This is a genomic window from Curtobacterium sp. MCPF17_051 (assembly GCF_003234595.1).
In the GTDB taxonomy this organism is placed as follows: Bacteria; Actinomycetota; Actinomycetes; order Actinomycetales; family Microbacteriaceae; genus Curtobacterium; species Curtobacterium flaccumfaciens.
Window position 1 is genome coordinate 19,846 of record NZ_QKSE01000008.1, and the last position, 25,263, is coordinate 45,108.

General features: G+C 72.5%; 31 protein-coding genes. 7 read left to right on the top strand and 24 right to left on the bottom strand.

All coding sequences use genetic code 11. The features are described from left to right. Positions 1 to 11: 11 nt before the first annotated feature. The 7 genes from DEJ35_RS07545 to DEJ35_RS07575 form a co-directional block, all read right to left on the bottom strand. Positions 12 to 494, bottom strand: coding sequence for a GNAT family N-acetyltransferase (locus DEJ35_RS07545; protein ID WP_110858627.1), 483 nt, complete (start codon positions 492 to 494; stop codon positions 12 to 14). Between the two features lie 52 nt (positions 495 to 546). Then, positions 547 to 1,236, bottom strand: coding sequence for an HAD family hydrolase (locus DEJ35_RS07550; protein WP_111192478.1), 690 nt, complete (start codon positions 1,234 to 1,236; stop codon positions 547 to 549). 54 nt (positions 1,237 to 1,290) lie between these two features. Then, positions 1,291 to 1,932, bottom strand: coding sequence for an MBL fold metallo-hydrolase (locus tag DEJ35_RS07555; RefSeq protein ID WP_110858625.1), 642 nt, complete (start codon positions 1,930 to 1,932; stop codon positions 1,291 to 1,293). 58 nt (positions 1,933 to 1,990) lie between these two features. Beyond that, positions 1,991 to 2,416, bottom strand: coding sequence for a MarR family winged helix-turn-helix transcriptional regulator (locus DEJ35_RS07560; RefSeq protein ID WP_111192479.1), 426 nt, complete (start codon positions 2,414 to 2,416; stop codon positions 1,991 to 1,993). A gap of 79 nt (positions 2,417 to 2,495) precedes the next feature. After that, on the bottom strand, positions 2,496 to 3,068 hold the full coding sequence (locus tag DEJ35_RS07565; RefSeq protein WP_110858623.1) for a DUF3618 domain-containing protein: 573 nt from the start codon (positions 3,066 to 3,068) through the stop codon (positions 2,496 to 2,498). Next, entirely contained in the window at positions 3,065 to 3,508 is a 444-nt protein-coding gene (locus DEJ35_RS07570) for a phage holin family protein (RefSeq protein WP_051597109.1), read from the bottom strand. The genes DEJ35_RS07565 and DEJ35_RS07570 overlap by 4 nt, the downstream gene beginning before the upstream one ends. After that, positions 3,505 to 4,326 carry a hypothetical protein gene (locus tag DEJ35_RS07575; RefSeq protein ID WP_110858621.1) on the bottom strand — a complete coding sequence of 274 codons (822 nt, stop codon included), beginning with the start codon at positions 4,324 to 4,326 and terminating at the stop codon, positions 3,505 to 3,507. Before DEJ35_RS07575 ends, DEJ35_RS07570 begins: the two co-directional genes overlap by 4 nt. A 147-nt stretch (positions 4,327 to 4,473) precedes the next feature. Between DEJ35_RS07575 and DEJ35_RS07580 the strand changes: the two genes are divergently transcribed. Then, positions 4,474 to 5,223, top strand: coding sequence for a glycosyltransferase family 2 protein (locus DEJ35_RS07580; protein WP_110858620.1), 750 nt, complete (start codon positions 4,474 to 4,476; stop codon positions 5,221 to 5,223). 20 nt (positions 5,224 to 5,243) lie between these two features. Here the strand turns inward: DEJ35_RS07580 and DEJ35_RS07585 are convergent, their stop codons facing one another. After that, positions 5,244 to 5,864 (bottom strand): helix-turn-helix domain-containing protein, encoded by a 621-nt coding sequence (locus DEJ35_RS07585; RefSeq protein ID WP_110858619.1) that lies wholly within the window; start codon positions 5,862 to 5,864, stop codon positions 5,244 to 5,246. A 58-nt stretch (positions 5,865 to 5,922) separates the two neighbouring features. Between DEJ35_RS07585 and DEJ35_RS07590 the strand changes: the two genes are divergently transcribed. Then, complete coding sequence (locus DEJ35_RS07590; RefSeq protein WP_111192480.1) at positions 5,923 to 6,912, top strand: NAD(P)/FAD-dependent oxidoreductase; 990 nt, start codon at positions 5,923 to 5,925, stop codon at positions 6,910 to 6,912. Between the two features lie 60 nt (positions 6,913 to 6,972). Here DEJ35_RS07590 and DEJ35_RS07595 read toward each other — a convergent pair whose 3' ends face one another. The 12 genes from DEJ35_RS07595 to DEJ35_RS07650 form a co-directional block, all read right to left on the bottom strand. After that, positions 6,973 to 7,638, bottom strand: coding sequence for a pentapeptide repeat-containing protein (locus DEJ35_RS07595; RefSeq protein ID WP_111192481.1), 666 nt, complete (start codon positions 7,636 to 7,638; stop codon positions 6,973 to 6,975). Between the two features lie 35 nt (positions 7,639 to 7,673). Next, complete coding sequence (locus DEJ35_RS07600) at positions 7,674 to 8,084, bottom strand: DUF6314 family protein (RefSeq protein ID WP_111192483.1); 411 nt, start codon at positions 8,082 to 8,084, stop codon at positions 7,674 to 7,676. A 9-nt stretch (positions 8,085 to 8,093) separates the two neighbouring features. Then, positions 8,094 to 8,330, bottom strand: coding sequence for a hypothetical protein (locus DEJ35_RS07605; protein WP_146244765.1), 237 nt, complete (start codon positions 8,328 to 8,330; stop codon positions 8,094 to 8,096). A 14-nt stretch (positions 8,331 to 8,344) separates the two neighbouring features. Continuing rightward, complete coding sequence (locus DEJ35_RS07610; RefSeq protein ID WP_111192485.1) at positions 8,345 to 8,701, bottom strand: SHOCT domain-containing protein; 357 nt, start codon at positions 8,699 to 8,701, stop codon at positions 8,345 to 8,347. 196 nt (positions 8,702 to 8,897) lie between these two features. Beyond that, positions 8,898 to 9,947, bottom strand: a complete 1,050-nt coding sequence (locus DEJ35_RS07615) for an NAD-dependent epimerase/dehydratase family protein (protein WP_111192487.1) — start codon at positions 9,945 to 9,947, stop codon at positions 8,898 to 8,900. Next, positions 9,947 to 11,140 (bottom strand): zinc-dependent alcohol dehydrogenase, encoded by a 1,194-nt coding sequence (locus tag DEJ35_RS07620; protein WP_111192489.1) that lies wholly within the window; start codon positions 11,138 to 11,140, stop codon positions 9,947 to 9,949. The genes DEJ35_RS07615 and DEJ35_RS07620 overlap by 1 nt, the downstream gene beginning before the upstream one ends. A 146-nt stretch (positions 11,141 to 11,286) precedes the next feature. Further along, positions 11,287 to 12,180, bottom strand: coding sequence for an aminoglycoside phosphotransferase family protein (locus DEJ35_RS07625; RefSeq protein WP_111192491.1), 894 nt, complete (start codon positions 12,178 to 12,180; stop codon positions 11,287 to 11,289). 148 nt (positions 12,181 to 12,328) lie between these two features. Next, positions 12,329 to 12,964 (bottom strand): DNA alkylation repair protein, encoded by a 636-nt coding sequence (locus DEJ35_RS07630; protein WP_181435542.1) that lies wholly within the window; start codon positions 12,962 to 12,964, stop codon positions 12,329 to 12,331. After that, the gene (locus tag DEJ35_RS07635; RefSeq protein WP_111192554.1) at positions 12,961 to 13,764 is read right to left on the bottom strand and encodes a sulfite exporter TauE/SafE family protein; all 804 of its coding nucleotides are present in this window, start codon (positions 13,762 to 13,764) and stop codon (positions 12,961 to 12,963) included. Before DEJ35_RS07635 ends, DEJ35_RS07630 begins: the two co-directional genes overlap by 4 nt. Before the next feature lie 196 nt (positions 13,765 to 13,960). Then, the gene (locus DEJ35_RS07640) at positions 13,961 to 14,797 is read right to left on the bottom strand and encodes a hypothetical protein (protein ID WP_111123788.1); all 837 of its coding nucleotides are present in this window, start codon (positions 14,795 to 14,797) and stop codon (positions 13,961 to 13,963) included. Further along, on the bottom strand, positions 14,794 to 15,252 hold the full coding sequence (locus DEJ35_RS07645; RefSeq protein ID WP_110858607.1) for an RNA polymerase sigma factor: 459 nt from the start codon (positions 15,250 to 15,252) through the stop codon (positions 14,794 to 14,796). The genes DEJ35_RS07640 and DEJ35_RS07645 overlap by 4 nt, the downstream gene beginning before the upstream one ends. A 71-nt stretch (positions 15,253 to 15,323) precedes the next feature. Continuing rightward, entirely contained in the window at positions 15,324 to 16,514 is a 1,191-nt protein-coding gene (locus DEJ35_RS07650; protein ID WP_111192493.1) for a peptidoglycan DD-metalloendopeptidase family protein, read from the bottom strand. 248 nt (positions 16,515 to 16,762) lie between these two features. Here DEJ35_RS07650 and DEJ35_RS07655 point away from each other — a divergent pair, with 248 nt between their 5' ends. Then, entirely contained in the window at positions 16,763 to 18,643 is a 1,881-nt protein-coding gene (locus tag DEJ35_RS07655; RefSeq protein WP_111192495.1) for a gamma-glutamyltransferase family protein, read from the top strand. A gap of 106 nt (positions 18,644 to 18,749) precedes the next feature. On the opposite strand, the gene DEJ35_RS07660 is transcribed toward DEJ35_RS07655, so the two are convergent. After that, positions 18,750 to 19,793 (bottom strand): NAD(P)-dependent alcohol dehydrogenase, encoded by a 1,044-nt coding sequence (locus DEJ35_RS07660; protein WP_071245854.1) that lies wholly within the window; start codon positions 19,791 to 19,793, stop codon positions 18,750 to 18,752. A gap of 253 nt (positions 19,794 to 20,046) precedes the next feature. Between DEJ35_RS07660 and DEJ35_RS07665 the strand changes: the two genes are divergently transcribed. From DEJ35_RS07665 to DEJ35_RS07675, 3 genes are all read left to right on the top strand, one after another. Next, positions 20,047 to 20,487: an OsmC family peroxiredoxin gene (locus tag DEJ35_RS07665; protein WP_027467170.1), complete on the top strand. Its 441-nt coding sequence runs from the start codon at positions 20,047 to 20,049 to the stop codon at positions 20,485 to 20,487. Between the two features lie 96 nt (positions 20,488 to 20,583). After that, positions 20,584 to 20,838, top strand: coding sequence for a hypothetical protein (locus tag DEJ35_RS07670; RefSeq protein ID WP_110858604.1), 255 nt, complete (start codon positions 20,584 to 20,586; stop codon positions 20,836 to 20,838). A 58-nt stretch (positions 20,839 to 20,896) separates the two neighbouring features. After that, a complete protein-coding gene (locus DEJ35_RS07675) occupies positions 20,897 to 22,414 on the top strand; it encodes a threonine/serine exporter ThrE family protein (protein ID WP_111123791.1) in 1,518 nt (505 codons plus the stop codon). Between the two features lie 125 nt (positions 22,415 to 22,539). On the opposite strand, the gene DEJ35_RS07680 is transcribed toward DEJ35_RS07675, so the two are convergent. Both DEJ35_RS07680 and DEJ35_RS07685 read right to left on the bottom strand, forming a co-directional pair. Beyond that, entirely contained in the window at positions 22,540 to 22,734 is a 195-nt protein-coding gene (locus DEJ35_RS07680; protein ID WP_111123792.1) for a DUF2795 domain-containing protein, read from the bottom strand. A gap of 91 nt (positions 22,735 to 22,825) precedes the next feature. Then, positions 22,826 to 23,509, bottom strand: a complete 684-nt coding sequence (locus tag DEJ35_RS07685) for a TetR/AcrR family transcriptional regulator (protein WP_027467173.1) — start codon at positions 23,507 to 23,509, stop codon at positions 22,826 to 22,828. A gap of 169 nt (positions 23,510 to 23,678) precedes the next feature. Here DEJ35_RS07685 and DEJ35_RS07690 point away from each other — a divergent pair, with 169 nt between their 5' ends. Continuing rightward, entirely contained in the window at positions 23,679 to 23,996 is a 318-nt protein-coding gene (locus DEJ35_RS07690) for a hypothetical protein (RefSeq protein WP_111123793.1), read from the top strand. 150 nt (positions 23,997 to 24,146) lie between these two features. Here DEJ35_RS07690 and DEJ35_RS07695 read toward each other — a convergent pair whose 3' ends face one another. Then, positions 24,147 to 25,073 carry an SDR family oxidoreductase gene (locus tag DEJ35_RS07695; protein WP_110858602.1) on the bottom strand — a complete coding sequence of 309 codons (927 nt, stop codon included), beginning with the start codon at positions 25,071 to 25,073 and terminating at the stop codon, positions 24,147 to 24,149. Between the last annotated feature and the right edge of the window lie 190 nt (positions 25,074 to 25,263).

Here is a 25,263-nt window from a genome sequence, read left to right on the forward strand (position 1 = left end):
ATGGGGCCGGGCTACAGGGCCTTCTCGAAGCAGAACGACCACGGCATGGTCGCGACGTAGGGTTCGTAGACCGCGATCTGGTCCCACCCGGTCTTGCGGTAGAGCGCGACGGCGTCGGGCTGCTTGTCGCCGGTCTGCAGGATGAGCCGCGGGGCGCCGAGTTCGCGGCCGACGCGCTCGCACTCGTCGAGCAGCGCGGTGGCCGCACCCTTGCCGCGCGCCGAGGCGAGCACGATGAGCCGCTTCAGCTCGACCTCGTCACCCAGACGCCGGACGGCGATGTGCCCGACCGGCTCACCGGACTCGTCGACGGCCAGGATCGACGTGACGACGGTCGACGGGTCGACGCTCAGCGCACGGCCCCGCTCGGCGGTGACCGCCGGGTCCTCGCCGGCGTTCGCCGACCCGTAGCGCTCGTGCATCTCGTCGTCCATGCGGGCGCGGAGCACCACGCTGCGGGGGTCGTCCCAGGACACGCGTTCGATCGTGATCACGAACGTCGATCCTGGCACGGGCGACCGACGACGCGGAAACCGACGGCGCCCGTCAGGCGCGCTGGCCGAGGGCCGCGATCGGGCCCTCGCCGGCGCGGAACGCGGCGAGCACTGCGGCCGCGTCGTCGTACACCTCGGCCGCCCCGGCACCGCGGAGCTCGTCACCGCCGATGCCGCCGGTCATCACACCGACGCACCGGACCCCCACCTTGCCGGCGGACTCGACGTCCCACATGGCGTCCCCGACCATCACGGCGTCGTCGGCGGAGACCCCGGCCTTGCCGAGCGCGACCCGGATGATGCCGGGGTCCGGCTTCGCCTGCTCGACGTCCTCGGAGCTGGTCTCGGCGGTGACCCACTCACCCGCGTCGAGCAGTTCGCGCAGGCGGGCGAGTTCGTGCTCGGGCGCACTGGTCGCCAGGACCACGGCGTGCCCCGCTTCGGCGACGGCCTGCAGGAGCTCGCGCGAACCCGGCAGCAGCCGGAGCCGCGGCGTCTGCTCGGCGTAGTAGGCGGTGTGGAACTGCTTCGCGGTGTCGCGGGTCTCCTGGGACGCGTCCGGCAGCAGCGTCTCGAGCAGCTTCGCCGAGTCCATCCCGATCGCGCGGTGGATCCGCCAGGCGTCGACGGACTCCCCCGCCGCCAGGAACGCCCGCCACCACGCGTCGATGTGCGCGTAGTTCGAGTCGGCGAGGGTGCCGTCGATGTCGAAGAGGACTGCTGTCGTGGGTGCGTCGGCCATCCCACCATGCTGCTCGGGAGGCCCGGATCGGCTCCCAGGGGCGGCCCGCGTCCGTCAGACGGTGATCGTCTCCCCCGCCGGCAGGATCAGGACGGGTACCGGCCCGAGACCGTCCGGTCCGAGGAAGCGCGCGGCGGACTGCTGGCCGAGTTCGCTCAACATCGCCTCGTGGATCTGCACGGCCCGCTCCGGCGCCACGGCTCGCACGTAGTCGACGGCCTGGGCGGTGTTCGTCCACGGCCCGCTCGTCGGCAGGAGCAGGGTCGGCACCGGGACACCGGGCTCGAGGTACGCGTCGCCCGGGTGGAACACCGCGTCGTCCACCAGGTAGCCGACGTTCGCGGTGGACGGGATGTCGGGGTGGATGACCGCGTGCTGCTCGCCGAAGACCCGGACGGAGAACGGTCCGACGGTGATCGTGTCGCCGTCGCGCACCGCTGCGACCCGGCCGTGGTGTTCACCGAGCTGCTCGACGACGGTCTCCGGACCGCGGACGACGAGGTCCGGGTTCCCGGCGAGCCCCGCACGCAGGGCGTCGATGTCGAAGTGGTCGGGGTGGTCGTGCGTGACGAGGACGCCCGCGGCCCCGCGGACGAGGTCGACGGCCTCGGGCGTGAACACCCCGGGGTCGATGACGAGGGTGACGCCGTCCTGCTCGAGGACGACGGTGGCGTGGTTGTACTTCGTCAACTCCATGCGCACAACTGTACAGCGGTGTTGTACTTCTGCGGCTGCCGGGAAGGTGAAGGGTCGTTCAGTCGGCCCGGCGGGCGACCCGCTCGAACAGCTCGGGCAGGCGGCGCAGCAGCGCACGCTCCTCGGCGTCGGTCTCCTCGCGGATCGCGGCGGCCAGCCAGTCCGTGCGGGCGTCCGTGTCCCGCTGCAGTGCGGCCCGACCGGCGTCCGTGATCCGGATGACCGACGCTCGGCGGTCGGTGTCCGACGCCGTCCGGTCGACGTAGCCGAGCTCGGCCAGTTCGCCGACCGTGCGGGACTGCCCCTGGTGCTTCACCCCGCGGCGGCGCGCGAGTTCCGCGATCATCATCGGGCCCTCGCGGTGCAGGAACCCGAGGGTGGTGGTGTGCGTGGCCGGCAGCGCGTCCGCCTCGCGTCGTGCGGCACGCACGACCCGGCCGATGGACTGTCGGAGCTCCGCAGCGAGCTCGTCGATCGGGTCCATGCCCGGAACGCTACCGCTTCACGGACGGGAGGCACGGTGCCAGCTGGCACCGTGCCTCCCGTCCGTCATCGGGTTCCGCTCAGCTGCTGCGGACGTCGTCCGCCGCACCCTGCGCGTTGTCCTTGACGTCGGACGCGGCCCCCTGCGCCTCGCCCTTGACCGTCTGCGCGGCTTCCTGCGCGGTGCCCGCGAGGTCCTGCGCGTGCCCCTTCGCCACGTCGCCGAGCTGCGAACCGGCGTCCTTCGCCTGCTCCTTGACCTCGTCGACGAGCGGTGCAGCCTTGTCCTTCAGCTCACCGGCGAGTTCTTCTTCCTTCTCGGTGGTCGGCAGGAGCGACGACACGAGCCAACCGGCGCCGAACGCGATGAGGCCGACGGCCAAGGGATTGCCCTTCGCCTTCTCGACGCCCTTCTGGGCGACGTCCTTCGCCTGGCCGGTCGCGCCCGAGGCGGAACCGGAGGCGCTCGAGCGGGCTGACTGGGCCGCGCCCATCACGGACTCGCGGACGTCCTGGAACCGGCCCTTCACCTTCTCGCTCTGGCGGTGGGCGATGGACGACGGGCTGACCTTGTCGGCGAGGGCGTCGACGTCGGAGCCGAGTTCGCCGCGGGTGCGCTCGATGTCGGCGCGGATCTCGTCTGGGGTGCTCATGGCTTCCTCCCGGTGTTGGGCTTGAGTGTCTCGGGGACTTCCTTGGCGGTCTCGACCGTCTGCGGGGCGCCCTTGATCTCCTTGATCTCCTTGCGCCCGCGGACGGCCAGGATCGCGGCGACGATCGCGTAGACGACGGCGATGATCAGGGCGGACCAGGCGTTGCCGATCAGGTAACCGAGGCCCCACCACGCGGCGATCGACAGGAACAGCAGGGCGAACACGGCGGTGAGTCCGGCGCCGCCGAACATCCCGCCCGCCTTGCCGGCCTTCTTCGCAGAGTCGGTCAGCTCGGCCTTCGCGAGGGCGACCTCCTGCCGGAACAGGCTGGAGAGGTCGCGCGACACGTCGGACAGCAGCTCACCGAGCGGTGTGGTCGCAGCGCGCTCCTCGGGAGTCGGTTCGCCCAGGGGTGTCGCGCCGGGGACGGACTGGCTCATACGCCACTCCCCGATCCGGTGGTGCCGTCGCCGGCCTCCTTCTCGTGCTTGACCTCGGTCGCGAGCGCCTTGGTCAGGCGGCCGGCCAGCAGGCCCGCGCCCGCGGCGATCGCGATGAAGGTGCCGGGGCGCTTCGCGGCGAAGGTCTTCACCTCGTCGAGCAGCGAGCCCGGGTCGCGGTTCTCGAGGAACCCGGCGGCCGAGGTCGCGCGGCCCGACAGGTCGCGGACGACCTTCGAGGCGACGCCCTGCTCGTCGTCGTTCTCGGCCATGCGCCCGAGCTGCTCGCCGAGGGAGCGGAGTCCGCCGGCAGCGCGCTGCTGCTGCTCGCCGGCCTGCTGCTTGAGGTTCTCGGACGCCTGGCCGTAGAGCTGCTTGGCGTGGTCGGTCGCCTCGGAGGCGACCTTCGACGCCTGCTCCTTGGCGGTGCCCGCGACGTTCGCGGCCTTCTCCTTGGCGTCGCCGGCGACGTCCTGCGCGGCGCCCTTCGCCGCGTCGGCCTTGCCGGAGCCGCTGCCCGAGTCACTGCCGGAGCCGCTGGCGCTGCCAGCGCCGCCGGCGGAAGCGGCGGACGGGACGGCGGGGAGCTGCTCGTCGGCCGGGACGGCGTCGAGGGGTGCGTCGAACGGCACCTCGGCGGCGCTGTCGCCGTACGGGTCGTAGGTCTGGGGCGCACCGGGGTCGGTGGGTCGCGCGGCGGGGGTGCCGCTGGCGTACGACGGCACCGTCACGCCGGGGGCGACCTCGTGCCCCTCGGAGGCTGCGGTGCGGTCGTGGATGGGCGTCCCGGAGTCGTTCCCGGGTGGGTTCGTGGTCATGGTCGGCCTTCCGGTTGTCGTCGTCCCCGGCGTGCACCGGGGGCGTTTCGCCATCGAACGTGCGCGCTGCCCTCTGGGTCAGGACCCAGGAATGCCGGGAAACGCGGTCCGGCAATCCGCACAGGCGACAGCCGGTTGGATCGACGGATGCCCCGTGTCTCGGTCGTGATCCCCGTGCGGGACGATGCCGTGCACCTGCGCCGGTGCCTCGCCGCCCTCGCGGCCCAGACCCGGCCGGCCGACGAGGTCGTCGTGGTCGACAACGGCAGCACCGACGACAGCGCGGCGATCGCCCGGGACGCCGGTGCGGTCGTGCTGACGGAGCCGGTGCGCGGGATCGCCCGGGCCTCGGCGCGCGGCTACGACCGGGCGACCGGCGACGTCGTCGTGCGGCTCGACGCCGACTCCGTCCCACCGCCGTCCTGGATCGCCGACGCCGTCCGCCTGCTCGCCGACCCCGATGTCGTCGCGGTCACCGGTCCGGGCCGGCCCCGGGGCGGTGGCCCCGTGGTGCGCCGACTGTGGGACGCCGTGTACATGGGCCCGTACTTCGTGCTGATGCGGGGTGCGCTCGGACACCCACCGTTGTTCGGGTCCGCCATGGCGATGCGCCGGTCGACCTGGGCCGCGGTCGGCGGGCGAGCGCACCGGGACGACGCCGAGGTGCACGACGACGTCGACCTGAGTATGCAGCTCGACCCGGCCTGGCGGGTGGTGGCCGACCCCGTGCTCACGGTGCAGGTGTCCGCGCGACCGTTGTCGGGCCTCCCGTCCGTCTGGGTGCGGACGCGACGCGCCTTCCACACGTTCCGCGTGAACGGCCGGCGGGCGAACCCGGTGCGCCGGTGGGCACGACGGCTGCGGTCGCGGTCGCGGCGGTGGTGGCGCGGCCGCTGACGACGCCCTCGGTCAGCCGCTCACCGAGCGGCGGGTCGGGACCGCACGTGCGCCCGCTCGCCCTGCGGCCCGTACAGGCACAGCACCTCGGTGACCGAGTCGGTCACGTTGCCCATCCAGTGCGGTGTGTGGGTGTCGAACTCGGCGACCTCACCGGGACCCAGGTCGAGGTCGTGCTCCCCCAGCACCAGCCGGAGCCGTCCGGACAGCACGTAGAGCCACTCGTAGCCCTCGTGCGTCTTGAGCGACGGGTCCCCGCCCGGGGTGTTCGGCGGGAACAGCTGCTTGAACGAGCGCACCCCGCCGGTCCGCTTGGTCAGCGGCACGACCACGCGGCCGCCGTGCACCTCGGGCTTCATGTGCACGCGCGGGTCGCCGGTCTGCGGTGCGCCGACCAGGTCGTCGAGGGGCACCTGGTACGCCCGGGCGAGGGGCAGCAGCAGTTCCAGCGTGGGCTTCCGCTGCCCGGACTCGAGCCGCGACAGGGTGCTCACCGAGATCCCCGTCTGATCGGACAGTGCCGCGAGTGTGACGTCGCGGTGGGCGCGCAGCGCGCGCAGTCGGGGGCCGACCCCGTCGACGACGTCGGCCGTCGTGCGCGTGGCGGCCGCATCCCGGGTGCTGTGTCCCATGCCGGCCATGTTGCCACACCGGCAAAGTTCGTTGCTGTCTACTCATGACCGGCCGCATGATCAGCGCATGCCTGAACACTTCGACGTCATCGTCATCGGCGGCTCGGCCGCCGGCCTCTCCGCCGCCCTCATCCTCGGCCGTTCGCGGCGCTCGGTGCTCGTCGTCGACTCCGGCGAGCCGCGCAACGCCCCGGCGGCCGGCGCGCACAACTACCTCGGCCACGAGGGCGTCGCGCCCGCCGAGCTGATCCGCATCGGTCGCGCCGAGGTCGCCGCCTACGGCGTCCAGGTCACGGCCGGGAGGACCGTGGCCACGTCCGCCACGACCGGTGACGGCCACGACCCGGTCGGTTTCTCGGTCACGCTGGACTCCGGCGCGGTCGTCACGGCACGCAGACTGGTCGTCGCCTCCGGCGCCGTGGACGTCCTGCCCGAGGTCCAGGGCCTGGCCGAACAGTGGGGGCGCGGGGTCGTGCACTGCCCGTTCTGCCACGGGTGGGAGATCCGCGACCAGCGGATCGGGGTGCTCGTCACGACGCCGAACGCCGCACACCACGCGCTCATGTTCCGGGCGCTGAGTGATCGGGTCACCGCGTTCCTGACGGACCCGGCACTGATGGACAACACGACCCTGGCCGGTTTGGCCGCACGCGGCATCGCAGTCGTCGAGGGACCGGTCGCCGCCGTGGTCTCCGAGGGTGACCGGCTGACCGGGGTCCGGCTCGGCGACGGTTCCTTCGTCGATCTCGATGCCCTGGCCACGGCGAGCCGGCCCGAGGCGCGGGTGGACTTCCTGTCCGGGCTCGGCCTCGCCGCCACCGACCAGTTCATGGGCGACCACCGCTTCGCGGCCGCGCTGACCGTGGACGCCGCCGGGCAGACCGCGGTGCGCGGGGTCTACGCGGCCGGCAACGTGACGGCCCCGATGGCGACGGTCATCGCGTCGGCGGCTGCCGGCACCCAGACGGGCGCTGCGGTGCACGGCGACCTGGTGCAGGCCGACCTGGCCGCGGCGCTGGCCGGGGTCGGCGCTGTTTCGGGCACTGTTTCGGGCTGAGCGACAGTTCGCGGGGCCGGTCGGGCGTGCAGTGTCGGTGAGCGCGAAACTCGGCGTGGGTCAGTCGACGCGGTAGCCGGCCTGTGCAGCCAGCAGCGGCGCGAGCGTGTACAGCTGGTCGGCGCCGATCGTGGCCCCGCGGAACCCCTCGAGCCGCTCGACCCGATCGAGGTCCGCTCCACGCAGGTCCACGTGGTCGATGCGGGTGTTCGACCCCTCGGCGGCGCGGATGCTGCTGCCGTCGAACGACACCCGCAGCAGCTTCGCGTCGGCGATGTCGAGCTCGTCGATGACGCAGTCGCGGAACACCACGTCGGTGATCGTCGAGCCGCGCAGGTTCACGAACCCGAACTTCATGCCGACGAACTCGACGCCGTTCAACCCGGAGTCGTACAGTTCGGCCGAGCCGACCCGACCGCCGGAGACCCGGACCTCGCGCCACGAGCTGCTCGACGCCCGCAGGATCGGGGCGTCGAGCGAGTCGATGAGCGAGTCGCGGACCCGGAGCCCACGGAAGTCCGCGTCGTCGCCCCGGAACGTGTCGATGACGCACTCCTCGATCTCCAGGTCGGGAAGTCGCTCGCCGGCCAGATCGAGGACGTCGATGCGCTTGCCCTCGATGCGGTCCCCCGTCAGGACGTCATCGGGAGCTGGCGTCCAGTCCTCGAGGTTCGTCGGTTCGGTCAGGGTGATGCGCGGGGCGTCGGTGCCGGAGGAGCGTGCCATGCCCCCAGTCTGGCGGTGACCGCCGACCCCGGGGGTCACGACCGCGGTCGGGTGAGGACGCTGTCCAGCCGGTAGTCCTTCGCGGGGCCCCGCGCTTCCCACCGCACCGTCCAGCGGTCTTCGTCGCCGTCGAAGGCACCCGTGTAGTCGTCCGGAGCGCAGGCGTGGGCGACGCTCGTGCCCCAGACCCAGTCGTGGAAGACCCGACCGTCGGAGAAGTGCACGGTCCAGCCGCCGTCGGGACCGCGCCGGAGGATGAGAGTCCGGGACACCGGGGTGGACCGGCCGTCGAAGGTCATCACGCCGGACTCGTCCCAGCGAACCTCGTCGTCGCCGACCCGGGTCAAGGTGGTGGTCCCGGTGACAGTCCCCGCGGCCCCGGCACGGCGGTCGTGCACGGTGCGGTGGAGTTCCCACACCCCGAGCAGGTCCGTCGGCAGCAGCACCCGCCCAGGCTAGCCGCGCAGGGCCTCGGCCCGTGCGGCTCTGCGCTCGTCGTCGGTGATGACACCGCGGGCGTGCAGCTCGTCGAGTTCGAGGAGCCGCTGCTCCGGCGAGGTCCGCCGGGCACCGTGCGGGCGCCGACTGCGGACCACCGCGATGCACACGGCGGCGATGACCGCGACGACGACGAGCGCCATCAGCAGGGTCCAGACGAGGTCGTAGACCGGCGGGATCAGGGGGTTGCGCACTTCTTCGGAGGCGATCATCGTCCGCGCAAGGCCTCGGCTCGGGCGCTGCGGTGCTCCTCGTCGGAGATCACGCCGCGCGCGTGCAGGTCGTCGAGTTCGGCGAGGCGCTGTTCGAGCGGCTTGTTCGGTGCGAACGTACGGCTCTGCATCGCCTGGTACGCGATGTCCTCCTGCATGGTGAGGGGGTTCTGACCACGGTCGGCCATCCGCTTGCCCCGGTAGAGCGTCAGGATGACGATCGACAGGGTCGTGAGGATCGTCAGCGCCGCGACGACCCCGAACGCGATGCCGAACCAGCCGTCGAACAGGTCGGGCATCCCCGACTCCCCCGGCCCCTCGAGCTCACTGAACGCGGACCAATTGAGCACCATCGCACTCCCCCTTCTCACAACGACGAGCGAAGCGTAGCGCGAGACGGGGAACACGAGCGGGCGTTCCTTCCCAGAACGCCCGCGATGGAATGTGGAACCGGGCGTACCTGGTCAGAACTTCCGACCCGCTACGCCCGAAACCACCCGGTACGCCCGGGACGACCAGGCGGCGCCCCCCCGGCCAGCCCCAGCCCGCTCAACCGCGGAGCGGCCCCGACCCCGGAACGTTCGCACCGTCCGCGAACCCGGCCACGAGTGCACGCAACGCTTCTTCGGAGGTGTGTCGGGCCTCCCATCCGAGCACCGACCGGGCACGGTCGGTCCGCATGATCGGCACGCCGGCGGCGATGTCGATCCACCCGGCGTCCGTCGGCTGCAACCGCAGCCGCCACGTCACCGTCACGATCCCGCGCAGCAACCGCAGCGGGATCCGCACGGCACCGAGCATGCCGAAGGCCCGGGCCAGTCTCGGCGGGTTGAGCACGGGCGAGGCCGCGATGTTGAACGCCCCCGCTGCCCGTCGATCGACCGCGCGCCAGTAGGCGTCGGCGACGTCGTCGGCGTGCACGGCCTGGAACACGAACGGGTACGGCAGCGGCAGCACGAGCCAGCGGATCCACCGCACGATCGACATGGGCACGAGGTGTCCGAGGAACAGCCCCCGGATCTCGGCGGCGGCGTCCCGCTGGAAGATCAGCCCCGGACGCAGCCGGGTGACGGTCACGGAGGGGTGGTCGGCCTCGAACGCGTCCATCGCCGCTTCGTTGGCTGCCTTGTGGATCGAGTACGTCGCCGTCGGGATCCCGTCGGCGGGCCAGCTCTCGTCCACGGGGGTGTGCTTGCCGTCGACGTCCACCCCGCGGTACGCGCCGACCGAGGACGCCACGACGACCTGGGGCACCTCGGCGCGCGCGACGGCTGCCAGGACGTTCGCCGTCCCGGTCACGTTCGTGCGGTGCTGCGCCGGGATGTCGTGCGTCGGCTGGAGGGCCCACGCCAGGTGGACGACGGCATCGGCGCCCTGGAACACGGCCGTGAGCTGGTCCACGGCGTCCGCGGCACCGACGTCGACGGCGTGCCAGACGGCAGCGGCGTACGGCTCGGCGTGCAGGTCCGGCAGCCGCCGGGCGACGCCGACGATCCGGACGCCAACGGCGTCACCGTCGCCGTCGGCGCGCACGGCTGCGAGCCGACGGAGCACCGCCGTCCCGACGTTGCCGGTCGCGCCGACGACGACGATGCGCATCAGGCCGCGGCCATCGCGGGGTCGAGCACGACCTTGACGCAGTCGTCCTGCTTCTTCTGGAAGACCCCGTACATGTGCGGGGCCTCCTCGAGCGAGACGCGGTGGGTGGTCAGGTCGAGCGTGCCGAGCGGGTCCGACGGGTCGGAGACGAGCGGCATGATGTCGTCGATCCAACGCTTCACGTTGCACTGGCCCTCGCGGATGGTGATCTGCTTGTCGAACAGCGTCATCATCGGCATCGGGTCGGCCATGCCGCCGTAGACACCGCTCAGCGAGACGGTGCCACCGCGGCGGACCAGGTCGATCGCCGCGTGCACGGCGGCCAGCCGGTCGACACCGGCGGTCTCGATCGCCTTCTGCGCGAGCTTGTCGGGCAGCAGGCCGGCGGCGCGCTGTGCGAAGCCCGCCATCGGGTTGCCGTGGGCCTCCATGCCGACGGCGTCGACGACCCCATCGGGGCCGCGGCCGTCGGTCAGGTCGACGAGCTCGGGCACCAGGTCCTTCGTCAGGTCGAACACCTCGGCGCCGTGCTTCGCCCCCAGGTCTCGGCGGACCTGCTCGGGGTCGACGGCGAGCACGCGGTAGCCGAGGTGCTTGCCGATGCGGGCGGCGAACTGGCCGACCGGGCCGAGGCCGAGCACGGCCAGCGTGCCACCCTCGGGCACCTGGGCGTACTGCACGGCCTGCCACGCGGTCGGCAGGATGTCGCTCAGGAACAGCCAGCGGTCGTCGGGGGTGCCGTCGTCCGGAACGACGATGGGGCCGTAGTCGGCGTGCGGCACGCGCAGGTACTCGGCCTGGCCACCGGGGACCTGGCCGTACATCTTGGTGTAGCCGAACAGCGAGGCGCCGGTGCCGTACTCGGTCACCTGGGTGGTCTCGCACTGCGACTGCAGACCGTGCTGGCACATCCAGCAGTGGCCGCAGGAGATGTTGAAGGGGATGACGACCCGGTCGCCGACCTTCAGGTTCGTGACGCCGGATCCGACCTCTTCCACGATGCCCATCGGCTCGTGGCCGAGGACGTCGCCACGGTCGATGTACGGGCCGAGCACGCGGTACAGGTGCAGGTCGGACCCGCAGATCGCCGTGGAGGTGATCCGCACGATCGCGTCGGTCGGCTCCTGGATGGTCGGGTCGGGGACGGTCTCGACGGACACCTTCTCGGTGCCCTGGTAGGTCAGTGCGCGCACGCCTGCGTTCCTCTCGTGGTCGCTTCGAGCCGGCCTGGAGGCACGACTCGCGTTCCCCTCCTCGGTACGCGCCCGCCCCGTGGACGCTCCCAGCACCGCGTCCCCCTCGCGCACGTCGGCGCGGGTGGCCAGCCGTGACCGCGACCTCAGGCGAGGACGGCTGCGAGGACCCGCTCGTGCTCGTCGCGAGCGCCCGGACCGGCGCTGCCGGCGAGCATGACGAGCGCCTTCCACAGCGCCCATCCCCGTGCGCGCGCCCACGTGTCGTCGTCCAGGTCGACGGCCTGCCGGAACACCCGTCGCGCCGGGCCGTCCAGCATCGTCCACGCGAGCACGAGGTCGCACGCCGGGTCCCCCACGCCGCACGTGCCGAAGTCGATCACCGCGCACAGCCGCCCGGTGTCGTCGACCAGCAGGTTGCCCGGGGCGACGTCACCGTGGAACCAGACGGCCGGCGCGTCCCACCGGCTGGCGAGGGCCTCGGCCCAGACCGCTTCGCACGCGCCGCGGTCGACGACGGAGCGGCCGGCCCTGCCGCTGGCGAGCGTGTCGAGCGCGGCCCGCACCTCGGCGTCGTACACGGACGGGTGCTCCCCGCGGTGGAACGAGTGCGCGCCGGCGGTGGGGCCGCCCGTCGCCGGGATGCTCCGGAGCTGCCGGAGCACGGCACCGACCTCGGCCGCGAAGCGCTCGTGGTCGAGGTCGTCGACCTGCACAGCGGGCACCCCGTCGAGCCACCGGCGCACCGACCACCGGAACGGGTACCCCTGGCCCGGTTCCCCGAGCGCCACGGGTTCCGGCACGGCGACGTCCAGCCGCCGGGCGAGGTACGGCAGGACGTCCTGCTCCTTCTCGACCGCGGGCACGTAGCCGGCCGCGCTCGGCAGTCGCACCGACAGGGCGTCCCCGAGCCGGTAGGTGCGGTTGTCCCAGCCCTGGTGGTCGACCTCGCGCACGGGCAGGTCGGCCCAGTCGGGGAACTGCTCCGCGACGAGTCGTTCGACGAGTCCGGCGTCGATCCGGGGCACCTCGGTGTGCATGCCCGCAGCCTAGGCGCCAAAGCGGCACGGCGGTGGGGTCGGTGCGCGCGGGCGGCGAGCGGCGGGACGGACCCGCACCGGGCCTCCCGGTGGTCGCCTCAGGCGGGTTCTGGGGCGAGCATCGCGTCGCGCGCGACCGCGGGCTCCGTCATCCCCGCAGCCGGTCACGCTCCCCCGGCGGCAGGTGCTCGGTCGCGGTCCGGCGGGCGGCCGGGCTGAGGAACCGGCCGCTCTGCTCGAGGAACGCCACGAGTGCCGGCTCGGACGCCCGCTTCCCCGTCTCGCGCAGGACCAACCCGAGTGCCGACTGCACCGTCTCGCTGCGCTCCCGCACCAGGCGACCGGCGATCCCGAGCGGCACCTCGGCGTCGCCCTGCTTCACGAACGCCAGGGTCGCCACGACCGCGATCCGGCGGACCATCGCGACGTCGGACTTCGCCAGCGCGAACAGCGGACCGGTCGAGGCGCCCACCAACGGCGCGCCGACGAGTTCCTCGGCGGCCAGGTCGACGAGCACCGGGTCCTCGAACCGCTCGGCCTTCGCCGCGGACAGGTACTCGTCGGTGAGCTCCGGGTCCGGCTGCGCCCGCATCGCCTGCACGAGCAGCAGGACGGCGACGAGCTTCGCGCCGTCGTCCTCGCTCCAGAGCAGCGCCGAGCGCTCCCCCTCGTCGAGGTCGTGGAACTGCCGCGCGACCCGGCGGGCCGCGGCGACGTCGCCGGTGGTGCGGGCGAACGCCGCCAGCACGGCTTCCGCGTCACGGCCTGCCGGGAGGCCCGTCACGCGACCTCCCCGTCGCTCGCCTTGTTCTGTGGTGCCCTCCGACGCCCGCGGCTGAGCACGATGACCGCGACGACCACCAGGAACGCCGCGAACAGCCAGGTGCCGACCTGCGGGTCGACCAGGCGTGCCAGCACGGCGCCACCCGGCGAACAGACGGCGGCGGTGATGCCGACCGTCAGCCCGACCCGAAGGTCGACCGCGCGACGCCGCAGGTTCGCGACCGTCCCGGACACCGACGTCGGCACCATCGTGAGGAGTGACGTGCCCTTCGCCAGCAGGTCGCCGGCGCCGAGCACGACCTCGAGCCCCGGCACGATGACGACCCCGCCGCCGACCCCGACGAGCCCGGACAGCACCCCCGACAGCAGCCCGAGCAGCAGCAGGACGATCGCCTCGACGACCCCGAAGTGCACCTCGCCGCCGCGGGTCGGCACCGTGGTGAACAGCGACACCAGCACGACGGCGATGAACCCGACGAAGATCCACGGCAGCACGCGGAGCGGCAGGGCACGGAGCAGCCGGGCACCGATCGGCGCGCCGATGACGCTGCCGACCGCCAGGGTCAGGGCCGCGAGCCAGTGCACCTCGCCCTGCACGGCGTAGGTGACCGCACCGACGACGGCCGCGGGGGCGATCGCCACGAGCGAGGTGGCCGAGGCCCGACGCTGGTCCATCTGTGCGAAGGCCATGAGCGCCGGCACCACGACGACCCCACCGCCGACGCCGAACAGCCCGGACAGGACCCCAGCCAGGACCCCGATCGCCACCAACACGAGCACCGTTCCGCCGCGTTTCCTCATCACCGCAAGGCTAGACGCGCTCGCCGCCGCTCCCTCGCACGATGCGGGGTCGCCCGCGCTCGGAGTCCAGGAACGGTCGGCTTCCCGAGGGCGATCCGACCATTCCTGCTCACGAAGCGAACGTCAGCTCGCGAAGCGCTGCCTGGCCTCGCGGATGGTCTCGGCGTACGGACGGACAGGGTGCTCCGGAGCGGCGTCAGGAGCAGTAGTCGGCCACCGGCTCGCTCGTGCCGGCCACGAAGACGGTCGCCACGCGGTCGCTCCCCTCGCCGAACTGGAAGACGATGTACCGCTCGCCGGACCGGACTGCCCAGAACGTGTCACGGGTACCACCCGCCGCGTCCGTCCGTGTCTGGACCAGGTCCGGGTAGGCGCCCCTGACCTCGGCGAGGGTGCTGCCCAGACCGACCCCCTCGAGCGTCTTCGGGCCGACCTGCTGTCCTGGTGCGGCATCTTGCCCCTGCTGGATGACGACCGTACCGACCGTGCCGCCGGCGACGACCTCGACGACGCGCTCGCCGCCGGGTCCGTCCCAGATCCGGGAGTTCGTGTTCGGGCAACCGAACGGGTAGATCACGGTCCCCGTGTCGTCGATCAGGGGCGGCGCAGGCGAGAACGCCGCCCGCAGTGCGGCGTCGTCGGACCCGGCGGGGCTGCCGAGCGTCGCCGGCCCGACGGCATCCGCAGAGATCGTCCACGTCGACCAGTCCGTCGCCGAGTACGGCGGGGCGGTCGGCGTGGGCGTGGGCGTGGGCGTCGGTTCACCGACGACCGGCGCCGACGACGGCGTGACGGTCTGGCTCGGCTGGCTGGTGGCGCTCGGCGTGGGCTCGGGCTCGGTGGACGACGTCGGGATGAGCCCGAGCGCGACGCCACCACCCGCCGTACCCACGGCGAGCAGGGCGATGACGGTGATGACGATGCCGGTGCGACGTCCACGGCGCTTCCGCGGTTCGGCCCGCTCGAGCACGTTCTGCTTCATCGAGACGAGCATGCGCTGCAGGTCGTCTCCGATCGGGGGCTCGGAGTTCATCGCTGCACCTCCTTCGTCGCTCGGGACCCACGCCGTGGCGTGGGTCCTTGCGGGCGGAGTCCGAGGTGCTGTGCGGCTTCCGACCACGTCCGCCCCTCGACGAGACAGAGCTCGACGAGTCGTCGGTCGGTCTCGGGCAGGGCGAGCAGGTCGTCCTCGACCCAGCGCAACGGCGAAGCGCCGCCGCTGTCGACGGCACCACTCGTCCGGGCGTGTGACCGGCAGACGGCCAGGAGCCACGGCAGTAGCAGACCGGTGGGCAGGTACAGGCCGTCGGCGTGCTGCCAGAGCGACAGGAACGACTCCTGCACGACGCGTTCGACGTCGGTCGGCGTCGCGGAGACCGCCCACGCGTAGCGCGTCAGCACCGGGGCGAACCGGTCGAACGCGGTCGCCAGTGCGGTACGGTCCCCGGCGACCATCTGGCGCACGAGGCGTGAGTCGTCGATCGTCACAACACTCCCTTCACTTCAGGAGTGTCGCGAGATCGGCGATCCTGACAGCCGAAGCGCCCGGTTCGGCCGCATCACCGGAAGTGCAGCACCGAGAGCGGGTCGATGAGCGAGCCGGCCTGGCGCACCTCGACGTGCACGTGGGGTCCGGTGGACTGCCCGGTGTTGCCGGACTTGCCCACCTCGTTGCCCTTCGACACGATCTGCCCCTTCTTCACTCCGATCTTGCTGAGGTGCGCGGTGAGGACGGTGGTGTTGCCGTACGTGACGACGACGTAGTTGCCGTAGGACGCGTGGTTCGCGACGGTGGTGGTGACCGTCCCGGTACCCGAGGCGTACACGGGCGTACCGATCCCCACGGACGAGTCGGTGCCCTGGTGGTAGCGCGGGACGTGTCCGACGCCACGATCGTCACCGTACCGGCCGGAGATCTTGGTGCTGGCGACCGGCCACAGCAGCCCGGTCACGGGCCGGGTCGACCACGCCCGGGTGTCGGACTTGCCGTAGAGCACGACGTTGCCGTCGACCTGCACGAGGAGCCGTCCGCCGCCGGCACGGCTCGTGGCGCTCGACCAGAGCCACTTGTTCGCGGCCGAGTAGACGACGAAGTTGCCGTCGGCCTGCACCGAGGCGTAGGCCCCGACGTTCCCGGCGGTCTTCGTCGCCCAGACCTGCTTGCCGTTGACGACCTGCGCGAGCACGCCGTCGGCGCGCATGGTGAGGGTCCGGGCGTTCGTGGAGTCGGACCGCAGGACCGTCCCCGGCAGGATGAGGTTCCCCGCGGCGACGCTGTCCTGGTACGTGGGGAACTCGACGACGCTCTTGTTGGCGGTGTTGATCATGCGCATCGTGCCGTCCGGCCGGACCCCGAAGTTCCGGCCGACGTGCCCGGCGCCGCCCCACAGCGCGATCCGCACGTTGTTGTGCACGATGGCGAGCGTGCCGTTCGCCCGGATCTGCGCGAAGGCCCCGGACTTGCCGGACGTGTTCGACGCCCAGAGCACCTTGCGACCGATGCCGTACTCGACGAGGTTGCCGTCGCCCTGCATGACGAGCTGGAACTGCCCGTTGTTCGAGGTCACCGAGTCGCCCGGCCAGAGCGTCTTGCCCGCGGCCACGGTGCCCGTGTAGACGATCGGGGCGGCGGCAGCCGGGGTGGCGGTGCTCACGAGCCCCGTCGCGACGGCGGCGAGCGCGACGAGCGCTGCGACGACCCGAGCGCGGACTGGGCGGAGGCGGGCCGAAGACGACGAAGTGCGGCGCATGAGTTCCCTGAGCTGGGACCGCAGGGAGGCGGTCCGGGTGGCGGACGCGCCCCTGCGCGACCGTTCGGCGGCACGTCGGTTACGCGCCGCCGAACGATGGTCACCTTTTCCGGGGGGAGAAACAACCCCCTTGACGCGGTGGGGCAACCCCAGTTCCGGGGGTACGCGACGGGGCACGAGCCGGAGGGCGGCAGGCTGCGGCAGCTGTCATCCGGTGCCGGGACGCCCGGAGCGCGCAAGATGGTGTCATGCCGACGCTCAACCCCGCCTTCGTCCCGCCCGCAGCGCAGACCACCCGTCCGGACCTGCAGGGCACGTTCGGGATGGCGGCCTCGACGCACTGGATCGCGACGGCGACCGCCCAGTCGGTGCTCGAGCGCGGCGGCAACGCCTTCGACGCGGCCGTTGCCGGGGCCTTCGTCCTGCAGGTCGTGGAGCCCCACCTGAACGGCCCCGGCGGTGACCTGACAGCGGTCTTCGCGACGGCCGCGAACCCCGTGCCGACGGTGCTGGTCGGTCAGGGCCCCGCGCCCGAGGGCGCGACCCCGGAGCACTACCGCGCCGAGGGCCTCGACCTGGTCCCCGGCTCCGGCGCGCTGGCCGCCACCGTCCCCGGCGCGGTGGACGCGTGGCTGCTCCTGCTCCGAGACCACGGCACCTGGGAACTGGCCGACGTCCTCGCCCCCGCGGTCGGGTACGCCCGCGACGGCCACCCGGTCGCACCCGCGGTGGTCCGGACGATCACCGCCGTGCGCGAGCTGTTCGAGCAGCACTGGCCCACCTCCGCCACGCAGTGGCTGCCGGGAGGCACGGTGCCGGTCCCCGGGGACCTGGTGCGCAACGAGGCACTCGCTGCGGTGCTCGACCGGCTGGTCGAGGCCGGTGCGGGTGCCGGCAGCCGGACCGGCCGCATCGATGCGGCCCGGTCCGAGTGGGCGGAGGGGTTCGTCGCCGAGGCGATCGACCGGTTCGTCCGCGAACCGCACCGGCACGCCTCGGGCACCGACCACGCCGGTGTCATCCGGGCGTCCGACCTGGCGGCGTTCCGCGCGACGTACGAACCCGCGACGACCGCCGAGTTCCGCGGTTGCACGATCGCCAAGACCGGGCCGTGGGGCCAGGGGCCGGCGCTGCTCCAGACCCTGCGGCTGCTGGAACCGCTCGACGACGCCCTGCTCGACCCGTCGACCGAGCTCGGTGCGCACACGATCGTCGAGGCGCAGAAGCTCGCCCTCGCCGACCGTGAGGCGTTCTACGGCGACGGCGAGGTCCCGATGGACGTCCTGCTCTCCGACGCCTACGCCGACGAGCGCCGTGCGCTGATCGGCGAGCGGGCCTCGGCGGAGCTCCGACCCGGCACGATCGCCGGGGTCGAGCACACGCTGCCGCCGGTCCGGACCTCGTACGACTCCGCCGGTTCGGTCGGGGTGGGCGAACCGACCGTGCAGGTCGCCCGCGACACCGAAGCCGACACCGAGGTCCCGCCGGCCGCCCCGCTCGAGGACCGCGGTGAGCCGTTCGTGACCGCCGACGGCGAGACCCGCGGCGACACGTGCCACATCGACGTCGTGGACCGCTGGGGCAACATCGTCAGTGCGACCCCGTCCGGCGGATGGCTGCAGTCGTCGCCGACGATCCCCGAGCTCGGGTTCTGCCTCGGCACCCGCCTGCAGATGACGTGGCTCGAACCGGGCACGGCCTCGACCCTGCGCCCCGGTGAGCGCCCCCGCACCACGCTGACCCCGACCCTGGTGCTCCGCGACGGTCAGTCGGTCGCCGCGCTCGGTTCCCCCGGTGGTGACCAGCAGGACCAGTGGCAGCTGCTGTTCCTGCTGCGCTGGATCGTGGGCGGGTACTCGCCGCAGCAGGCCATCGACGCACCCGCGCTGCACACCACGTCGTTCCCTGGGTCGTTCTGGCCGCGCACGTGGGAGCCCGCGGGCCTGGTCGTCGAGGACCGCCTGGGAGACGAGGTCATCGCGGCACTCGAGGCCCGCGGACACGTCGTGACCCGCGGCGGCGACTGGAGCCTGGGCCGACTGTCGTGCGTCACCCGCGACCCGGACACCGGGGTACTCGGTGCCGCCGCGAACCCGCGGGGCGCGCAGGGTTACGCCGCGGGACGCTGACCGCGCGCGTTCCTTCCCAGAACGCCCGCGCTACAAAGTGGAATCGGGCGTACCTGGTCAGAACTTCCGACCAGGTACGCCCGATTCGACCAGGTGCTCCCGCGCCTCAGAGCGTCGGGACGACCACCGCGCGACCCGAGAGCTCCCCGGCCTCGAGCTTCCGGTACGCCTCCAGTGCGTCGGACAGCGCGTACCGCTCGACGTCGGGGACGATCTGCCCGGCGCGGTACATCGCGACGACCTCGTGCAGGTCCTCGATCGTGCCCCAGTAGGTGTTCGTGATGGTCGACTCGTACGGCGTCGCGAAGAAGTTCCACTCGGTGGTGCCACCGGCGATCCCGACGACGGTGAACCGCCCGCCGACCGCCATCGATGCCTGCGCGACCTTGATCGTGGGGGTGGCACCGACGAAGTCGAAGGCCGCGTCGACGCCGCGTCCGCCGGTGATCTCGCGGATGCGCTCGGCCTGGTCCGGGCCGCCGGGGACGGTGATCGCGCCGCGGGCGGCAGCGCGGTCCATCGCGTCCTGCTTCATGTCGGTCGCGATGACCGTGGCACCGGTGAGCGCCGTCAGGATCTGCACGGCGATCTGCCCGAGGCCACCGAGCCCGACGACGAGCGCGAAGCGACCGCCCCCGGCCAGGTTCGGCAGGGAGTTCTTGATCGCGTGGTACGGCGTGAGCGCGGCGTCGCTGAGCGGTGCGGCGGCGATCGGGTCGGCGTCACCGAGCGGCACGAGGTTCCGCGCCGGGACGCTGACGTACTCCGCCATGCCGCCGTCACGTCCGAGGCCGATGCCCATGTACGGGTTCGTCGCGGCGTTCTCGCAGTAGGTGTCCTGCCCCTTCGAGCAGTACGAGCAGTGCCCGCAGCCGACCGGCCCGTACACCAGGTAGGCATCACCCTCGGCGAAGCCGGTGACCCCGTCGCCGACGGCCTCGACCCAGCCGGAGTTCTCGTGGCCGAGCACGAACGCGGGGGCCTGGGCTCCCGGCTGCCCCTGCTGGAACTCGCGGTACACGGCGACGTCGGAGTGGCAGGCACCGGCGCCGGCGACCTTGAGCAGGACCTCACCCGGCCCGGGTGCGGGCTTCGGGACCTCGGTCAGGGACGGGAAGGTCTGGTACTGCTCGAACACGACGGCGCGCATGGGTTCTCCTTGGTGTGGACGACGGGTCGACGGGGATCCGTCGGGCGTCAGGAGGGGTGCGGCGTCGCGGCGGATCGAACGATCCGGTTCCGCTATCGTACACCTGTTGTTTTGCGCAACGCATGTCGCTCGGCTCGCGCGCGGCCGAACCCTGCGTCTTCCCCGTGAGCCCGTTGCGAGAACGATCGTTCTCCGATTGACTCGGGAACGGCGGTCCCGTTCGGGGCCGCTCCCCCACACGAAAGGAGCGGGCATGCCCACTCGCACCGCACGCACCGCCTGGAACGGCGGCCTCGAGGACGGTTCCGGCCAGGTCGAACTCTCGAGCTCGAAGGTCGGCACGTACGACGTCTCGTTCCCGAAGCGCACCGCCGAGGACGCCGGCGGCACCACGAGCCCCGAGGAGCTCATCGCCGCCGCCCACTCGGCCTGCTACGCCATGCAGTTCTCCGCGGTCCTCGGCGAGGCCGGCGGCACGGTCGAGGCCCTCGACGTCAAGGCCGACGTCTCGCTCGGTCCGGACCCGGCCGGCGGCTTCCGCCTCACCGGCATCGTCCTGACCGTCAGCGGCGAGGTCTCCGGCATCGACGAGGCGGCCTTCCTCAAGGCCGCCGAGGACGCCAAGGCGACCTGCCCCGTCAGCAAGGCGCTGACCGGGGTCGAGATCACGCTGCACGCGACCTTCGAGCAGTAAGCGCGGAACGCAGGAACCGTCACCACCTGACGGACTGGAGGCCCGTGGCGGGGTCGCCACGGGCCTCCAGTCCGTCGCCCACCTACGCTGGGTGCCGTGCCCCGATTCCTCGCCACCCCGACCCTCGTCGCCCTCTGGCTCGGCCTGCTGGCCGTCGTCGTCGGGATCGTGTTCGCGCTGACGGCTCCGCCGTCGTCGTCCGGCTGGTTCGCGTACGCGCCCCTGTCCGACTACGCGTTCGTCGCGGGCGTCCGCCCCTGGCAGCTGACCGCCGGACCGGTCCTCGTGCTGGTGGGCGCGGTCGTCGCGGCCTTCGCCCTCGGTCGTCTGAGCACGCGCCGCCGGAGCTGATCCGGACGCGTCCAGGGGACGCCCGGACTCGGCCGCCGTCAACTGACACCATGGCGTGATGGCCGAGCAGCACCCCCCGGGCCCGCACAAGCCGGGCCGCCCGCCCCGGCCACGCCGCCGCAGTCTCGCGCAGCACGACCTGCGCGACGCACGAGCCCGCCTGCGCGGGACGATCTACGAGCACGTCGAGCCCGACGCCAAGGGGCGCGACCAGTACACGGCGACCCAGATCGTCGACTTCTGCCTCGACCTGGCCGAGGTCATGCTCGCCTCCGGTGCCGACACCCGTAGCGTCGAGACGGCCGTCGTCGCGGTCTCGACGAAGTGGAACCTCGCGCCGCTCGACCTCGACTTCTCCGGCAGCTCGGTGACGATCCAGTACGCCCCGGCCGACGTCCCGCCGCTCGTCAAGGTCCGCACCGTGCGGTCGGACGGCTCCGACCTCGACAAGCTCGCCCGCGCGAACCAGATCGTCGACGACCTGATCCACGACGACCGCGACATGACCTCGGCGGTGAACGCCCTGGTCGCCGTGCTGCGACTCCCACCGCGCTGGCCGATGTGGCTGTCCGACGTCGGCCTGTCGATCCTCGGCATCTCGATCGCCGTGCAGGCCGGAGGCGGCTGGCGGGCCGGCCTCGGGGCGTTCGTGCTGATGCTCGGGATCATCGTCTCCGGGCGCTGGCTCACCGACCGGGGCTACCCGCAGTTCTTCGTGTCCGGGGCGCAGGGCGCGGTGGCGTCGGCGATCGGCACGCTGGCCATCTGGGCCGGAGTGCTCAACGCGAACGGCGCCGCGACGATGGTGGCGGCGCTCGTGGTGCTCCTGCTGCCGCACCCGTCCCTGGTGACCTGGGCGCAGGACGCCATCTCGGGGTTCCGGGCGATGGCCGTGGCCCGGGCGTTCTACATCGGGCTGGTCATCGCGGCGATCGTGGTCGGGGTGCCGGCCGGGATCGCGATGACGCACTGGCTGCAGATCGAGGTCGACCCGTCCGGCATCGTGACGCAGACCCTGCCGCTCTGGGCGTCGCTGTCGCTGACCGTGGTGTCGGCGGGCGCGAACTGCTTCGTGCAGCAGGCGAGCGCCCGGGTGATCCCGGTCGCCGTGGTGTTCTCGGTCGCCGCCGGTGCCGCGCTGTGGGCGCTGCGGCAGGCCGGGCTGCCGCTCCTCGGGGCGACGTTCCTGGCGGCGGTGCTGCTCGGGGTGCTCTCGACCTACGCGGCCGTCCGGATGCGCACGGCCGTGGCGGCGATCGCGGTGCCGGCGTTCTGCGGGGCGCTGCTGCCCGGTGTCGCCGTCTCGAACGCCCTGCTGAACTTCATGTCCGGGTCGTCGAGCGCCGCGCTCGACTTCGTGGCGGCGGTGTCCGTGGCACTGGGGATCGGCGCGGGCCTGGTGCTCGGCGGACTCTTCGCGACACCGGGTGCCCGGCGAGCGCTCCGCCGGACGCGTCGGGTCGTCGTGCACTCGGTCCACAACGACACCACGGCGCTGCGCGTCATCCGTGACACCGGGTACGACCCCGGCGACGGCTCGGTGCCGCGCGGATCGCGCTCCGGCGGCGCTTCGTGAGCTGCGCTTGCGCTTCGTGAGCTGCGCTTGCGCTTCGTGAGCTGCGCTTGCGCTTCGTGAGCAGAAGAGGTCGGGTGCGATGGACGCACCCGACCTCTTCTGCTCACCGAGTGGGCGTGCCGCGCTCAGCCGGCGTCGGACACCGCGCTCGACACCGCGGTCGGGGCGTCGTACTCGCCGTCCGGGATCGCACGGAGCGCCTCGAGGACGTCGTCCGGGGCGCCCTCCTGCTCGGCCGTCGAGACCACGTCCTCCTTGGACGCCGGGTAGTCGATGCCGCTCAGGTACTTCTGGACCTGGATGGGGTTCGGTGCTGCCATGTCGGTTCCTTCCGTCAGGTTGCGACTCCCGGAGTACCCGCGGGGCGCTGCACGACGGCGCAAGGAACGCGCTCCGCGGACGAACCGCCGGTCAGATCTCCCAGCTGCCCGAGTCGTCGTCGTCCCACATCGCCAGACGGCGGGCGGCCTGCGGCTCGTACCGCTCCATCCAGCCACGCTCGAGCCGGGCGACCGCGCGGTCGAACGCCGCCACCAGGTCGAGCTCGGCGCGCAGCAGGGCCTGCAGCTGCAGCCCCTCGTACAGGGCGATGAGCTGCTCGGCGCCGCGGCGGGGGTCCATCGTGTGCGGGGCACGGCCGATCGCGACGTCGTGCTCCAGACCGCGCTTGATCTGCGCGAAGAAGAGCTGGTACCGCGACCGCAGGTATGTCGCCATCGGGTGCGCCGGGTTGCCCGCGACGGACAGCAGGGCGACGAGCAGGCGCATCAGGGCCGGGTCCTCGGCGTTCGAGGCGACGATGGCACGGAGCAGGTCCACGGTCGAGCCGTCGCCGACCTCGTGCGTGACCTCGTCCATCCGGGCGCCGTTCCAGCGGTCGAGCGCGGCGAGGACCAGGCCGTCCCACGACGGGAAGTGCTGCTCCAGCTCGGCGACGCTGATGCCCATCCGCTCGGCGACCTGCACGGGCCGGGCTTCGTGGAAGGGGACGTCCCGGAGCAGGTCGACGGTGGCACCCACGATCGTGATCCGCAGGTGCAGCGTGGCCGCCGCGGCCGCCGCGGCCTGCGTGTCGGCGCTGGTGTGTTCGAGCATCGTGCCCTCCGTCGTCCCCGGACGTCCTGTCCGTGTCACCCCTGGTCCGGGGCACCTCCATCCAAACGCAGAACGGGGGACACCAGAATCCCCGGTACGGGTGTCGGCACAAGGGGGGACAGACCACGACGTCGAGCCCGTTCGCGGCCGTCCGTGCGACCATGCCGACATGACCCCGAACGACCCCACTGCCCAGGGACTCGCGACCATGGCCTCGACCGGCTTCGAGTTCGGCAGCGACCCCGATCAGGTGGCGCACGACGTCCGGGCCATGTGGGAACAGCTCGGACGTCCCGCCGGTGCGTTCGAGGCGGCGGCGCGAGCGATCGCCGTGCTGCCCCAGCGCCCCGAGGTGCCGATCGCCGACCAGGCCCGCCGTCGCGCCTTCGAGCAGGCGATCGGCATCAACCCCGTCGAGGTCGAGCTGGCCGCCGCGATGTCGGCACGCGAGCTCCTCGAGCGGATGGCTCGCTCCGTCAGCTGCTGACGCCACGGGCCGGATCCGGAGCGGACCCGGCGACGTGACCAGGAGCAGTCGACGCGACCACAAGCCGTGGACCGGAGCACACGGACGACGGGAGGCGCGGCACCCACCGGCACCGCGCCTCCCGTCAGGTCCCCGTCAGGAACAGGCGCCCTACGGCGTCGGCATCCCGCCGTCGACGTGCAGCGTCTCGCCCACGACGTACGACGACTCCCCGCTCGCCAGGAACACGTAGGCCGGCGCGAGCTCGGCCGGCTGCCCCCAGCGGCCCAGGTAGGTCTGCTCGCCCGCGCTCGGCAGCGCCTCCGGCGGCTGGCCACCGGCCGGCTGCAGCGGCGTCCAGATCGGCCCCGGGGCGACCGCGTTGACACGGATCCCCTTCGGCGCGAGCTGCGCCGCCAGGCCCTTCGCCATGTTGTTCACGGTCGCCTTCGTGGCCGCGTAGTGCACCAGGTGCGGCGACGGGGCGTACGCCTGGATCGACGTCGTGTTGATGATCGTGGAGCCGGGCTGCAGGTGCGGCACGGCGGCCTTCGTGATCCGGAACGTCGCGTAGGCGTTCGTCTTGAAGGTCTCGTCGAACTCCTCGTCGGAGATCTTCGTGATGTCGTCGACGTTCTGCTGCTTGCCGGCGTTGTTCACCAGGATGTCGAGGCCACCGAGCTGCTCGACCGCGTCGGCGACGAGCTGCTCGCAGACCTCGAGCGAGGTGATGTCACCCGGCAGCGCGACGGCCTTGCGCCCGGCGGCCTCGATGAGCCCGACGATGCGGTCGGCGTCCTCCTGCTCCTCGGGCAGGTACGAGATCGCGACGTCCGCACCCTCGCGGGCGTAGGCGATGGCCACGGCGGCACCGATGCCGGAGTCGCCACCGGTGACGAGCGCCTTGCGGCCGGTCAGACGACCCGAGCCGCGGTAGGTGTCCTCACCGTGGTCGGCGGGGACGTTCTGCGCCATCTCCGCGTCGGTGCCGGCACCCTCGAGGTACTGCTCGTCGGGCTTCTTGTCGGCGTACATCTTCGTGGGGTCCTGCATCACGTACTGGTCAGGCCCGGTCTGGTCGTTCTGCTGGTCCGTCATGCCGCCGACGGTACGCAGGGGGTCACTGCGGGCCGTCCAGGAGGCTGTCCCCCGCCGCGCGGAGCGGCCTGCGCCCGCCGGCCGCACCGCTCCAGGGCCGGCAGGTGCGTGATGCTCGTTTGTCACGGTCCGGTGACGGGCAGGCTCCGATTCGGTAACACCTGTCGTTCTGTCCCGGTGGAGGCCCTAC